The 13,616-nt window shown below is 48.3% G+C and carries 13 protein-coding genes; all 13 read right to left on the reverse strand.

All coding sequences use genetic code 11. From position 1 onward, the window contains the following. Window positions 1-2: 2 nt before the first annotated feature. Window positions 3-776, reverse strand: coding sequence for a flagellar type III secretion system pore protein FliP (gene fliP, locus ACGHZ6_RS13745; protein WP_390614542.1), 774 nt, complete (start codon window positions 774-776; stop codon window positions 3-5). A 39-nt stretch (window positions 777-815) separates the two neighbouring features. Further along, entirely contained in the window at window positions 816-1,367 is a 552-nt protein-coding gene (fliO, locus tag ACGHZ6_RS13750) for a flagellar biosynthetic protein FliO (protein ID WP_390614543.1), read from the reverse strand. An 8-nt stretch (window positions 1,368-1,375) separates the two neighbouring features. Further along, a complete protein-coding gene (gene fliN / locus ACGHZ6_RS13755; protein WP_390614544.1) occupies window positions 1,376-1,828 on the reverse strand; it encodes a flagellar motor switch protein FliN in 453 nt (150 codons plus the stop codon). Beyond that, entirely contained in the window at window positions 1,821-2,867 is a 1,047-nt protein-coding gene (gene fliM, locus ACGHZ6_RS13760) for a flagellar motor switch protein FliM (RefSeq protein ID WP_390614545.1), read from the reverse strand. Before fliM ends, fliN begins: the two co-directional genes overlap by 8 nt. 24 nt (window positions 2,868-2,891) lie before the next feature. Further along, window positions 2,892-3,419 (reverse strand): flagellar basal body-associated FliL family protein, encoded by a 528-nt coding sequence (locus ACGHZ6_RS13765; RefSeq protein ID WP_390614546.1) that lies wholly within the window; start codon window positions 3,417-3,419, stop codon window positions 2,892-2,894. 160 nt (window positions 3,420-3,579) lie between these two features. Continuing rightward, on the reverse strand, window positions 3,580-5,043 hold the full coding sequence (locus ACGHZ6_RS13770; RefSeq protein ID WP_390614547.1) for a flagellar hook-length control protein FliK: 1,464 nt from the start codon (window positions 5,041-5,043) through the stop codon (window positions 3,580-3,582). 142 nt (window positions 5,044-5,185) lie between these two features. Continuing rightward, the gene (locus ACGHZ6_RS13775) at window positions 5,186-5,521 is read right to left on the reverse strand and encodes an Hpt domain-containing protein (RefSeq protein WP_390614549.1); all 336 of its coding nucleotides are present in this window, start codon (window positions 5,519-5,521) and stop codon (window positions 5,186-5,188) included. 11 nt (window positions 5,522-5,532) lie between these two features. Beyond that, complete coding sequence (locus ACGHZ6_RS13780) at window positions 5,533-7,242, reverse strand: SpoIIE family protein phosphatase (protein ID WP_390614550.1); 1,710 nt, start codon at window positions 7,240-7,242, stop codon at window positions 5,533-5,535. A gap of 51 nt (window positions 7,243-7,293) precedes the next feature. Then, on the reverse strand, window positions 7,294-7,593 hold the full coding sequence (locus ACGHZ6_RS13785; RefSeq protein WP_390614551.1) for an STAS domain-containing protein: 300 nt from the start codon (window positions 7,591-7,593) through the stop codon (window positions 7,294-7,296). Window positions 7,594-7,914: 321 nt separating this feature from the next. Next, window positions 7,915-8,961, reverse strand: a complete 1,047-nt coding sequence (locus tag ACGHZ6_RS13790; protein ID WP_390614552.1) for a chemotaxis response regulator protein-glutamate methylesterase — start codon at window positions 8,959-8,961, stop codon at window positions 7,915-7,917. Then, window positions 8,961-9,596, reverse strand: coding sequence for a chemoreceptor glutamine deamidase CheD (cheD, locus tag ACGHZ6_RS13795; protein ID WP_390614553.1), 636 nt, complete (start codon window positions 9,594-9,596; stop codon window positions 8,961-8,963). Before cheD ends, ACGHZ6_RS13790 begins: the two co-directional genes overlap by 1 nt. A gap of 10 nt (window positions 9,597-9,606) precedes the next feature. After that, window positions 9,607-10,407, reverse strand: a complete 801-nt coding sequence (locus tag ACGHZ6_RS13800; protein ID WP_390614554.1) for a CheR family methyltransferase — start codon at window positions 10,405-10,407, stop codon at window positions 9,607-9,609. Between the two features lie 127 nt (window positions 10,408-10,534). Next, window positions 10,535-13,603 (reverse strand): methyl-accepting chemotaxis protein, encoded by a 3,069-nt coding sequence (locus tag ACGHZ6_RS13805; RefSeq protein ID WP_390614555.1) that lies wholly within the window; start codon window positions 13,601-13,603, stop codon window positions 10,535-10,537. Between the last annotated feature and the right edge of the window lie 13 nt (window positions 13,604-13,616).

Genomic DNA, 13,616 nt, shown 5'->3' on the forward strand with positions numbered 1-13,616 from the left:
CCTTACCCGAAACTCGCCGCCAGGGTTCCAATAACCATAGCCCAGCCATCAACCAATACAAACAGCATAATTTTAAAGGGTAGAGAAATAATGAGTGGTGACAACATCATCATACCCATAGCCATCAATACACTGGCTACGACAATATCGATTACCAAAAACGGAATAAACAGGATAAACCCTATCTGGAAAGCCGTTTTGAGTTCACTGGTAACAAATGCCGGCACCAGGATATTCATCGGCACATCCTGCGGGGTTTGAATATCATTTACATCGGCTATACGCATAAACAAATCTAAATCTGTTTCGCGGGTCTGCGCCAACATAAACGCATGGAACGGCTTGCTGGTTCGCTCCAAAGCCTCTACCGGGCCAATCTGCTCTTTAATATAAGGCTGTAAAGCCTCTTCGTTAACCTGGTTAAAGACCGGCGACATGATAAAAAAGGTCAAAAATAAGGATAAACCAATCAGGATTTGATTGGATGGTGACTGCTGTAATCCCAATGCCTGGCGAAGAATAGCGAATACAATGATGATCCGTGTAAACGAGGTCATCATCATTAGAATTGCAGGCAATAACGACAAGGCAGTCATTATTGCCAGGATTTGCAAGGTTACTGTGTAATTCTGGGAACCATCGGGATTGGTTTGCACAGTTACAGCCGGTAAACCCGGAATACCCTTTATGGCATTTTCTGCCTGGGCATATACCTCTGCGGGCAGCAGCAATAAAAGCCAGGGTAATAATAAGCCGACATATTTCTTGGCGTGCATAAGGGTTTTCCGATTCCTGGTAGGATGGATGCTAATCTGTTATTTAAAGGTCGAGCGGCTCAAAATCTCTTTCAATTTTTGGCCGAAGTCACCGTCATCCTGGGTTTTATTGGGAATCACAGGCTCACTAAAATGGTGTAACTGACTGATTCGCCCTGGGGCCACGCCAATTAACAGTTGCTCACCGTTAACATCAACAATAATTAATCGTTCCCGAGGCCCAAGTGGAAGACTGGAGACGACTTTCATTTGCTGGCTGCCTACCAACGTACCTTGGCCAAATCGCCTTAATAACCAGGCAATGGCAAAAATCATGGCCAATACTAGCAATAAGCCAACGATAACCTGGCCGATATAAGAAGCGTGATTGGGTAAATTTTCTCCTACCGGAGGAACCACGACTGGCCCGGGCGTGGAGTTAGCTGTGGAGACAGGTGTGGAAATGGCTGAAGACTCTGGATCAGGGGTAGCGACAACTTCAGCCTGCTCAGCTTTAACCTCTGAAGTCTGAGCAGCAACAAGACCACTCAGGCACAAGGTCATAAAACACAACAGCACACGCAGAACTAATCGCCGAGAAGAAAACACCATATCGATTCCTAGCGCAGTTTCTTGATGCGCTCTGATGGGCTAATAACGTCTGTCATGCGAATACCAAACTTCTCATTGACCACAACCACTTCTCCATGAGCAATCAGGGTGCCATTCACCAGCACATCCAAGGGCTCACCGGCCAAACGATCGAGTTCAATCACAGAACCCTGATTTAATTGCAACAAATTACGAATGGAAATGGAGGTTGCGCCAACTTCCATGGAGATGGTTACAGGGATATCGAGAATCACATCGAGATCAGGATTATCCTCAGCTCCGCCGCCGAGACTGCCGCCTCCAGCGCCGTCAAATTCTGTTAACTCTACCGCACTGGCATCATCTTCAGCTTCATCCGCGCCATCGATTTCTTCCTGCTCTTCCATTGCGGCTGCCCACTCATCGGCCATGGCATCCTGATTAATATCGCCTTCTTCACCCATCAGATCATCATCACTCATTTTGCTCTCCTTGACTCCCCTCTTTATCTCCGCCGGATTGCAAACCTACATCTATGCCCCCGTGGGCAGGATGTAAATTTGAGCGATCAATAAAATCGAGAACCTTCATCGCCAAATTACCTCGAGATTGTCCGAACTGGGTGCGAAACATAGGCACACCATTGGCGGTAACCACTTGGTAATCAGGCATTTCAATAGGAATCACGTCTCCATCTTTTAAATCCACAATATCGCGTAGCGTAATATCACGCTGTACAACCTGACATTCCAAATCAACGGCTGCATCCATCACATCTTCACGCAGGGCATGCACCCAACGTTCATCACGCTCATCGGTATCCGATTGCAAACCAGCATCCAGCATTTCCCGGATTGGCTCAATCATGGAATACGGCAAGGTGATATGTAACTCGCCACCGCCGCCATCCAGTTCAACATGAAACGTACTTACCACTACCACTTCACTAGGGCTAACTATATTGGCCATGGAAGGGTTAACTTCCGAATTGATATATTCAAAATCGATCGGCATCACTGCCTTCCAGGCCTCTTCCAAATCAACAAAGGCCTGCTCGAGCACCATCTGCACTACGCGCAATTCAGTCGGCGTAAATTCCCTACCCTCGATTTTGGCATGGCGGCCGTCACCGCCAAAGAAGTTATCAACCAGTTTAAATACCAGTTTTGCATCAAGAATAATCAGCGCCGTACCGCGCAAGGGGCGGAACTTCACCATATTCAAACTGGTAGGTACATACAGGGTATGTACATATTCGCCGAACTTCTGAATCTGTACCCCGCCGAGGGAGACATCCGCGGTTCGACGCAACAGGTTAAACATGCTGATACGGGTATAACGGGCAAAACGCTCGTTAATCATCTCCAGGGTGGGCATACGCCCACGGACGATACGATCCTGACTGGTTAAGTCGTAGGCCTTGACACCACCCGGTTCAGCGTCGCCTTCGGTTTCTATATCACCGTCGTCAACACCGTGGAGTAAGGCATCAATTTCGTCTTGTGAGAGTAAGTCCTGCACGCGATATCCTGTTCTCGATTACGGCTATTGCATTACAAAATTGGTAAATAACACCTGCTCAACACCCGGCTTGCCAATTTCCTGCTCCAGGCGAGTACGCATTTCTTCCAGAGCTAACTGACGTAATAATTCTTTACCTTCAGGGGTTTGCAGCTCGGAGTAATCCTGTGCGCTAAACAACATCAACAGGGAGTGTTGCAGCATGGTGCTATGCTCTTCAATAGCAGCAACTACATCGTTTTCACGAACCATCAAGCTCACTTCAGCTTGCAAGAAGCGCTGACGGCCTCGTGCATTAAAATTAACGATAATGGTGGGTTTCAAGGGATAGTAAATCGCCGGTAATTGCTCTTCTTCCACCGCCTGCTCAGCAGCTTCACCTTCTGCAACCTGCTCCTCCTTACCGCCCATCATATTCAAAGCCAATAGAGTTCCACCTACTGACAGACCAACCAGTACCAGGCCGACCACGATCAATAGAATCAGCTTTTTCTTGCCGCCCCCCTGCGCCTGCTCGCCTGCATCCTGGGTTTGGTCGTTATCATCCGCCATGTCAAATATCCGTCATTCCATCTCTAAGAAAGGTAGCCAGCAAAAGCTATGCCAGCAACATTAGTGTAGACAAGCTACAAGGGAAATTTTAACGCGATTTGGAGTGAGGTGCGCCTATCTGGACAGATAGGCGCGAAGAAATTTTAAAACTGCTTGAATTTTATACGTAATGATCAACCAGGCCATCATGACTACTGATTGCAGTGACTGCGGCAACATCTTCAGCATCTTCCGTGCCTGAGCCAGATCCTCCCTGCCCGGAACCTCCAGCTTCCCCGTCTTCAGAGCCCTGAGCCAGAGATTGATCGGAGACATCTACATTTACCAAGTCCATGCCCTCCGCCTCAAACATTTCACGTAAACGGAAAGCACCTAAATCAAGTGCTTCGCGAACGGCTGCGTGTTGGCTTGTAAAGGTCACGCTGGCAGCCTCCTGGTTTACGCTTACGCGTACTTGTAGCGGGCCCAGCTCAGGTGGATCAAGGTGGATCTCAGCCGATGTCACTCGCTGTGAAGACATCCACATCACCCGTTCTGCAACAGCCGAAGGCCATTGCGGCTGCCCGACCGGCACATTAACCCGGGTTTGACTCACACTTGGCTGTCCATCTAACTGATACTTTGCCACTGCAGGCGCGATAAGGCGCGGAGCTGCCGTTGGTTTTATCAGGTTTTGATCAGCTTTCTCCACTACATTGGCTGCAACGGCAACCTTATCGACAGCATTATTCACCGCCTGTGCTAACAGCGTGGTTTCAGAAACAGTGGAAGTTTTGGCAGCAGCCATCGAAAGCTGTGTGGCTACCGCTAACGCAGGGCGAGACGACTCCTTTGCTCCAACAGCATCTATACCTAACTCAGTTGATACCTGTGATAGCGGTGTATCTTCGTTTAGCCCACCAATCCCCGCAACCGGATTTTGTTGAGCCGGTGTGGAGATTACATTGGCTTGCGCCCCGTTGGCTGCTGTAGTCGGTAGTGACGAAGCTTGAACGACAGTCGTGGCATCAACCGCTGCAGGAGCAGTCACAGATGGCAAGGGTTTGCCGCTAACCGTTAGCCCCTCTGCCTCAGTGCCAACCAGAGTCGCGGCATCAGACTGTCGATTGTTTGCCAGAATACCGCCATTCAGCGGCACCGAATTCACCCCTTCATTAACGGATGTTGTTGCAGGTTTTTCTGTCGCGGTCTCGGTAACGACAACACTGGGCTCAGTCGGCACAGCAGCAGCCTTAGCTGCCTGCTGAGCCGGAACCGTCTCTGCTGGCGCTGTAGCAGATTGCGACGCTTCACCTGCTACCGCCTCTTTAGCTGACTCTTCTGGTTCTGAAGACTCGGTAGCTGGATTTTCAGCCGCTTCAGCGGATTTTGGCTCTGACTCAGGCGCTTTCTGCTGGTTATGCTCTGGTGCTGGCTTATCAGCAACATGCTGGTCATCCTCTTCATGAGCCAGCTCCTTATCTACGGGTTTACGCTCCGTCTGGTCAGCCATATGGGCATCGAAGGGCTTTTTATCAGTATTTTCTGCCACCGATTCTGGCGCCCGCGAAGGCGCAGAGGTGTTTATGTTCAGTAAGGAATCCAAGGCCGCACGGGGCTGAGTCAAGGCATTATTGGAATTCATAGGGGCTTATGCTCCACTCACAGTAATCAATAGCGGCAAGCTTTGGCCGCCAAGTATGGCTTACCTATGGTTAGAGCAAAGAGAGTGCCAATTAGACCAGATGACAGTTAAGAAGCACGGTGAAGCGGGTAATGCCTGAATACTACAGGGTTTCGAGGATATTCTTGACGCTGTCAAACTCGGCAACAATAGCTTCTAGGTCGGCCAAGGCATCACTGACATCACCGCGACGACCTTTTTCTTCGAGAATAAAGCAAAGTTCTGAGAGTTTAGGCGCCCCAATATTACTGCTGCTGCCCTTTAAGCTGTGAGCTTCTTTACGAATATCTTCGGGACCCAAGTCGGCAAATTGTTGCTGCATCTTGGCAATGCGTCCAGAAGCATCCGCCACAAAGGTTTCGATCAACAACTGAAAATCATCCTCCATTACCTCTTTTAGAGTTTCCAGAGTTTCAAGATCGACATGTGGGTTGCTCATACAAAGCCTCGCTATTGATCGTTTTCCCAGGCAAAGACCACTTCTACTTCATTGCCAGTTCCCAGATAGCGTAAAGAATGGCACATGGTTCTAATCAGGGGAATACCCCGCCCTGAATATCCCTGGGTTTTGTGGTCATTATTGATGTTGGCATCAAAAGCAAAACCTTTACCACTATCCAGTACGCGAATCGTCAGCGTGCCTCCATCATCCGAGGTCTGATGGGCCAGATTAAAACGAATATAACCGTCGTGCAGCTCCGCCAAACGCTGAGTCCGCTCTTCATAGTAACGGGTAAAACCCTCTGGGGTTTTCTTCCAGGAAGAGTCAAGCCGCAGAATGCCGTGCTCCAGGCCGTTGGAATAAAGTTCGGCCAAAATGGTATACAGGCTGCCACTGTGACGGCGTAAACCCGGCACCTCAACCAGTACGTTAAGCAATAACGGTAGGGGATCAAAAACGCGGAAGGTGGAGGGTTTAACTTCAAATTCCAGTGACCACTCCATCAGCCCTGCGCCACTGTGTCGGGTAAATTCACGGGCTTTGGTAATTACATCGTCCGGCGCAACCATTTCTACTTCGATCAGAGATAAGTCGTCATCGCGTTCCTTATCCCCGATAAATCCCTGAACACTGGCCAAAATATCCTCAAACAGCCTCTCAGGGTCAGTGCAGCGGTCAAACACCGCTTTTAGGCGATCCTCACCAAACATATCGCCACTGCCATTACGCGCCTCGATAATGCCATCTGACCACATATAGAAGCGGTCGCCCATCTCCAGTTCGAAGTGGACGCAGTCGTCTTTAAAGTCTTTATCGCTGAGAACCCCCAAAGGCAGATGACGGGAGTGCACCGCCTCTACCATTTGGGTTTTATTGCGCAGAATGTAACAGTCTGGCAGACCACCGTTCCAAATTTTGATTTTTTGCTTGCGAAAATTTACATCAATAATGGTCGCACAACAAAACACACCTATTGGCAAAATCTGTTTCAGCTTTTGATTGATCTCGCGAAGAATATCAACCATGGAAAAGCCCTTCTGGGCCATACCGTAAAAGGTCGAGGCCAGGGGCATAGCACCAATCGCGGCTGGTAATCCATGGCCGGTAAAGTCGCCGAGGAGAACCATCATATTGCCGGAGGGACGCACGGCCGCAACAATCACATCGCCATTAAACACCGCTAGCGGAGAGAGAAAATGCTTGACGTTACTGGCATCCAGACAGCCGGTGTGCGCGATATTGTCAAACACCTGCTTGGCAACAGCTTGCTCCTGCATTAGGTGTTCGTTATGCAAGGCAATCTGGTCGCGTTGTTCCAGCATAGTCCCGTGCATTTCACGCATACGGTTAAAGGCTTTAATCTTGGCCTGCAGGATAAAACGGTTATAGGGCTTGGAAAGAAAATCATCGCCGCCCGCATCTAGGCATTGCACCAGCGATTCGGTATCCGTCAGGGAAGTCAGGAAAATAATCGGCACCAGCCGTTCGCCAGCCAGAGCCTTAATTTGGCGCGCTGCTCCAAAGCCATCGAGACGAGGCATAAGCGCATCAAGCAGTACCAGGTCAGGCTGCTCCTGCTCGAAACAGGCAACCGCCTCCATACCATCGCAGGCACTTACAACCTGGTGCCCTTCTTTCTTGACGATGGATTCAAGTATTAGACGATCACTATCCGTATCATCGGCGATAAGAACCTTCAATACGCCAGCATCTGTCATATCGTCTTTATGTCCCAGTACCCAACGGCAGCAGAGCCTACTTTGGGGAATTTACTGAATGGTGAAGAGTTGCTCGAAGTTGGAAATAGTGAGAATTTTCTTCACATCAGGACTGCAATTCACAATGCTGATCTCGGCCTTGTTGCCGCCAGCATGATCGCGAAGCAGCAACAACATGCCCAACGCTGAACTATCCAGATAGGTCGTTTCGTTCATATCGACCCGGTAAGATTTGGGATTGTCGTCCAGTGATTCGTAACTGTTACGAAAATCCTGGTGGGCACTAAAATCAAAACGTCCCTGGATTGAAATCACCAGTTCCTGACCATCCACGGTTGAAGTAATTGCCATATTTTACCCCATAAAACTCCAGCAAAATCAAAATGTTAACTGTATTACATCTGATACAGGATGAACCAGTGCCGGGACACCCTGCTCTTCAGGCTCAACTCTTTAAGCCTGCGAGATAATACAACCCTATTAGACCTTCGACGCTGTATGCTGTCTAGAGGCTACGAACAATATTTTGTTGTCGTTCATATGTACCACACCAATAAAAAGTATTCCTTGCAGCCTATGTGTAAGAATAGACTAATATCAGTAGCTTCCCAGTTATATTCAATTGTGCTTGAAAAAGCCGAACAAATTACAATCAAGAAGCCCAATAAACACTCAACCGTAGCTTTCGCGCATAATCATATCGGCAATCCGCCCTAAGGGCAGGACATGATCTGCCGCGCCGATATCCACGGCCACGCCTGGCATTCCCCAGACTACACTTGAGGCCTGATCCTGGCACACGGTTGTACACCCGGCCTGCTTCAACTCCAGCAGCTTGTGCGATCCGTCAGCCCCCATTCCCGTCAGCATAACCGCCATGGCATTCTTTCTCGCCACATTCATCACAGAATCAAACAGCACTTCAACTGAAGGCTTGTGACGATTTACATTAGGACCATCATCAAGCACACAACTGTAACCATAGGACGAACGGGCTATTTTAAGATGCTTATCCCCTGGTGCCAGATAAGCACAACCGGCTTGAATAGGCTGACCGTCCTTAGCCTCACAGACTTCAATGGCAGCGTTGTTATTCAATCGTTCAGCAAAAGATGTACTGAAAGCAGCCGGGATATGCTGCGCAATAACAATAGGCGGACACTGCTTCGGCAAGCCCATCAAGACATCCTTGATTGCCTCTGTTCCTCCCGTAGATGCACCAATGGAGCAGATAAAATTTCGTTTTAACTGTTTACCTGACGCCACCCTGGCCGTTGTATGCTCCTTGGTTTTACCTATGTCCAGGGCCTGTATGTTCGCACCAGCAGCGCAGCACACTTTACTGATAATGACATCCCGATATTGGGATAACCCCGCGGCCCCCTGATCCTTGGGCTTAGGCATAAAATCCACAGCACCAATAGCTAGAGCTTCCAATGTTTCCGGGGCTCCGGCGTGGGTTAATGTGGAAATCATCACAACCGGCATGGGTCGCAAGCGCATAAGATTCTTAAGGAAGGCAATGCCATTCATCTTCGGCATCTCGATATCAAGAGTCAGAACATCTGGCCTTAATTGTTTTATCAGTTCCCGGGCTTCAAAGGGATCATGGGCAGCCCCCACGACAGTTAGACGCGGGTCGGAATTCAAAATCTCAGTCAAAAGACTGCGAACCAGTGCCGAGTCATCCACAATGAGTACTTTCACAGGAGTCGCCATTAGAACAGCTCCACATCGCCGCCCGCAGGCTTAACTTCAATACTGCGACTGTACTCACGCTCACGACGTTCAACGGTGTCATTATGGACAGATTTAAGCTTACGCATTTTCACCGCGCCGGTATCGGGAAAATACAATACCTTACGGGGGTATGGACCACCGACATCCTGAGCAACGACAGATAAACCTTCTTCCTCGAGGTAGCTAAGCGCAAATTCAATATTATTCTTTCCAACGTCAGTCATATTTGCCAGTACTTGACCACCACCAAAAAGCTTTACCTCCAGATTTCGACGGCTTCCGCCTTGCGACAAAATGGCATTGATCAAATATTCCATGGCCCAGTTACCATAACGAGAGGCAGCACTGACTTTGTTTCCCCAGCGATCGGCATCATCCTCTTTAAACGGCAGCATAAAGTGATTCATGCCGCCAATGCCTAATATTTTATCGCGAATACAGGCTGCAATGCAGGAGCCCAATACAGTAACAATCATTTCCCCTTGATCACTGACATAAAACTCACCGGGCAGAATCTTCGCTGCGGCAAGATTCATTCGCTTATCCCAATAGCGGTTGACCTGCTCAAACCCCGGCAGAGGCTGAGGCAGTTTTGGATTTACTGCACGAACCAAACCCAGATCCTCATCTTATTTTCTGATAAATGGTTTTACCCAAGGAGCGGAATCGATCTGATACTTTATGCAAGGTTTCCGAATGGCCAATAAATAGATAACCATTAGGCTTCAAAATATCTGCATAGCGATCAAAAAGTACTTTCTGGGTTTCTTTATCAAAATAAATCACAACATTCCGGCAAAAAATAAAGTCAAAAGTCCCCTTCATAGGCCAATTGTGCAGTAAATTAAGTTGTTTGAACGTAATCAGATTCTGCAAACTGGATTTGACTTTAACCTGCTCTCCGGACTTCCCTTTCATAAACCATTTTTGTTGCCGAGTAGTCGATAAATCGGCAATACGATCCGCGCTATAGACGCCCTCCATACTGTGGGCAACAACGTTGGAATCTAGATCCGTGGCAAGGAGTTTTATATCCCATCCTGACGGCGGCATAATTTCTCGTATCACCATCGCAATGGAATAAGGCTCTTCTCCAGTCGAGCAGCCCGCCGACCAACCGCGAACTCGACGAGTTTGCCCTTGACGTTTGAGGTCGGCAAACACCTTATTCGCCAGAAATTCAAAATGATGAGGTTCACGAAAGAACGACGTTAAGTTAGTCGTTATAGCATTGACAAACTCATGTATTTCAGGGCCTTCTTGCCCCTCAATTAAAGCGCAATATTGATCAAATGATTGTAATTTTAAAGCACGAATTCGCCGCGCCAGGCGACTGTATATCATGTTGCGCTTATGATCTCCGAGCTTAATACCTGTGATGTGATAGGCCACATCGGCAATCAACTCGAAATTCCGATTGCTCATCGGAAATTCCCGATCCAAGTGATTATTGGAAGTCTCGTTGCGCACCTGTGCTCCTAGAGTATTTCACAAGACAGAGATGTCTTCGTCCTTAATAAATTGTAAGGGGGCTTTCGCCCCCTTACACCTCCTAGAATTCCTCCCATTCATCATCAGATGCAGGCCCCTTAGCACCTACACTTTTTGAAACAGAGGCTGAAGACGACGGAGAAGCTCCCCCCGAGACAACATGTAGCGATCGAGTATGAGTCTGTGGTTGCGCAGAACCACCGGCATCGGTATTAAAGAAGTCCATCATGACATTCATATTGCGAGCCTGCTCGGCCATAGCCTCACCGGCCGCAGAAGCTTCTTCTACCAGAGCGGCGTTTTGCTGCGTCATTTCGTCCATTTGACTGACTGCAGTATTCACTTGCTCAATACCAGAAGTCTGTTCCTGAGCCGCATCACTGATATCACGCATCATATGACTAACCTTCTCTACGGCATCAACAATTTCCCTTAAGGTCTCACCTGACTCATTGACCAACTGAGTACCATCTTCTACTTTATGGGTACTGTCGCGGATCAGCTCTTTAATTTCTTTCGCCGCTGCCGCTGAACGTTGTGCCAGGTTACGAACCTCGCCGGCTACTACCGCAAAACCGCGCCCCTGCTCACCGGCTCTCGCCGCCTCTACCGCGGCATTCAAGGCCAACAGGTTAGTCTGGAAGGCAATTTCATCAATAACACCGATGATATCCGAGATTTTCTTACTGGAAGTATTAATCTCTTCCATTGCACTAACTGCACGGCTAACCACCTCACCACCCTCTTGCGCTTTACCTTGCGCATCAGCAGACAGGTTATTAGCCTGCAAGGCATTCTCGGCACTTTGTTTCACCGTAGAAGTCATTTCCTCCATACTGGAAGCCGTTTCTTCCAGGGAAGATGCCTGCTCTTCTGTCCGCTGACTTAAATCCGCGTTGCCCTGGGCAATTTCATTAGCCGCCGAGGTAATTGCAGTTGCGGAGTTTCTGATATTGGTAATGACTTCTGTCAGTTTATCGGCGGTGGTGTTGGCATCATCTTTCAGCTGCCCAAACGAGCCTTCGTAATCACGGGTAATGCGCTCACTTAAGTCACCACGAGCCATGGCACCCAACATACGCAGTACATCGTTCAAAGCGACTTCAGTCGTACTCACCAGACTGTTTAGACCTTTACTTAAGTTCTCAAAGAAGCCATCCTTATCTTCCAAGGCAATTTGCTTGGTAAAATCGCCTCCAGCTGCAGCATCGACCATTTCATCAATTTCTGCTTCAATCGCAACCTCCGCGGTACGGTCATTCCACTCAACTACTGTACCAATACGGTCACCCTCTACCACAATTGGATTAGCGATCAAGGCAAACGTACGCCCACCGACCACAATCTGGCTACGGTAGGTACTGGTCATGGCCGTAACCATATTGCGCTGATGAGATGGATTTTTATGGAAAACATCGATATTCGAGCCGACCAGCTTATTACTATCAAATCCAGCTAGTTGCTTGCGAATATCAGATTCGGCGGTGCGCATCATGCCTTGAACCGCATCATTCATGTAAATGATATCGAAGTTGTTATCGGCGATCATGACATTAGCGGAGACGTTATCGAGAGCCTGTTTAACCCGAGCATTCTCATTAGAGATTCGACGCTCTTCTTCCTCTTTTGCCAAACGTTCAGTTTTATCGTCCCACTCGACCACTGTCCCTAAGCGTTTACCATCAGCATCATATAGCGGTGTAGCTATCAGCCCAAAGGTCAAGCCAGCTAATTTCAGATCAGTACTATAGGAGTCTCGTAAATCCTTCAACATGCCACGCTGATGCGACGGATTCTTATGGAAATCATCAACACAGATACCCATCAATCCCTGCACACTGAAATTAGGCAACTGAGATCTAATGGTACCTTCCCGGTGACTTAACATTTTCTTCACGGCTTCGTTGAGATAGATAATGTTAAGATCTTCATCAGCCATCATCACGCTGGTATCACAGACATCCAGCGCTTGTTTGATACGCAAATTGGCTGCGGCCTCTTTACGTTCGGCTTCTTCTTGCGCTAAACGCTCTGTCTTATCTTCCCACTCAATCACTGTACCTACACGTTCACCATCCAAGTCATACCAGGGGCTGGCGGTCAAACCAAAGACAAGACCATTGACTTTTAGGTCCGTTTGATAGGGATTCGATAGTGCAGAAATCATGCTACGCTGATGGGCAGGATTTTTGTGGAATACATCAGCGCAAGTGCCAATAAGATTGGATACATTGAATGCTGGCAGGACCTCTTTGAGTTCGTTTTCACGGTTCTGCAGCATTTTCTCAACCTGATTATTCATATAGGTAATATTCAGGTCATTATCCGCCAGCATGACATTAGCCTGACAAAGCTTAAGTGCATTGGAAATATTGGCGACTTTTTTGTTCTCTTCGTTTTGCAGTTTCTGCGCGGTAATATCGCTGGCAAACTTGACGACTTTATACGGCTTGCCGTTATCATCCAGAATCGGGTTATAAGACGCAGAAATCCAGATTTCCCGGCCACCCTTCGCCAAACGCTTATATTCTTGCGCTTCAAATTCGCCGCGATTGAGCTTCTCCCAGAACTGACGATATTCAGTACTCGCCTTGTAATCAGGTTCGACAAACATACTGTGATGTTGCCCCTGAATTTCACCGAGGCTATACCCCATCGCATTGAGGAAGTTGCTGTTTGCGGTAATGATGGTGCCATCCATATTGAATTCGATGACAGCCTGCACTTTATCAATCGCTGACGCCTTACCTTTAAGATCGAGAATATCCGTGTCGCCGCTACTACCTTGAGAAAGACTGCCACGCAAAGACGACTGCAAGTTAGTCAAGGTATAGGCGAGATGACCAATCTCATCTTTGGCTGTCTGGCGAAATTTACCCATCCAGGTTTCTTTGGCAATCGCATCGACAACATCGACCGCATCTTGCATCATATCCTTCACATACTGCGATAAATTCATAGCCAGTAACATACCCGGCACGGCCCCTAACAACGCAATGACTAGTGGCACTGTCATGGCGCCTTGGGATGTCGATGACTGATAGCCAAGCAGTACCAACAAGGACAGCACGGGCAAACCCGCTGCCAGCTTAATTCTGGCTCCTACACTGAGAGATTTTAACGCTTCCATCTTTAGCCTCACT

Origin of the sequence: Maricurvus nonylphenolicus, assembly GCF_042854845.1 — a bacterium.
In the GTDB taxonomy this organism is placed as follows: Bacteria; Pseudomonadota; Gammaproteobacteria; order Pseudomonadales; family Cellvibrionaceae; genus Maricurvus; species Maricurvus nonylphenolicus.

What these genes read in the sequence shown, in the direction of transcription:
- fliP (WP_390614542.1), bottom strand. Translation starts at nt 776, where the DNA reads ATGCACGCCAAGAAATATGTCGGCTTATTATTACCCTGGCTTTTATTG.
- fliO (WP_390614543.1), bottom strand. Translation starts at nt 1,367, where the DNA reads ATGGTGTTTTCTTCTCGGCGATTAGTTCTGCGTGTGCTGTTGTGTTTT.
- fliN (WP_390614544.1), bottom strand. Translation starts at nt 1,828, where the DNA reads ATGAGTGATGATGATCTGATGGGTGAAGAAGGCGATATTAATCAGGAT.
- ACGHZ6_RS13765 (WP_390614546.1), bottom strand. Translation starts at nt 3,419, where the DNA reads ATGGCGGATGATAACGACCAAACCCAGGATGCAGGCGAGCAGGCGCAG.
- ACGHZ6_RS13770 (WP_390614547.1), bottom strand. Translation starts at nt 5,043, where the DNA reads ATGAATTCCAATAATGCCTTGACTCAGCCCCGTGCGGCCTTGGATTCC.
- ACGHZ6_RS13775 (WP_390614549.1), bottom strand. Translation starts at nt 5,521, where the DNA reads ATGAGCAACCCACATGTCGATCTTGAAACTCTGGAAACTCTAAAAGAG.
- ACGHZ6_RS13780 (WP_390614550.1), bottom strand. Translation starts at nt 7,242, where the DNA reads ATGACAGATGCTGGCGTATTGAAGGTTCTTATCGCCGATGATACGGAT.
- ACGHZ6_RS13785 (WP_390614551.1), bottom strand. Translation starts at nt 7,593, where the DNA reads ATGGCAATTACTTCAACCGTGGATGGTCAGGAACTGGTGATTTCAATC.
- ACGHZ6_RS13790 (WP_390614552.1), bottom strand. Translation starts at nt 8,961, where the DNA reads ATGGCGACTCCTGTGAAAGTACTCATTGTGGATGACTCGGCACTGGTT.
- ACGHZ6_RS13800 (WP_390614554.1), bottom strand. Translation starts at nt 10,407, where the DNA reads ATGAGCAATCGGAATTTCGAGTTGATTGCCGATGTGGCCTATCACATC.
- ACGHZ6_RS13805 (WP_390614555.1), bottom strand. Translation starts at nt 13,603, where the DNA reads ATGGAAGCGTTAAAATCTCTCAGTGTAGGAGCCAGAATTAAGCTGGCA.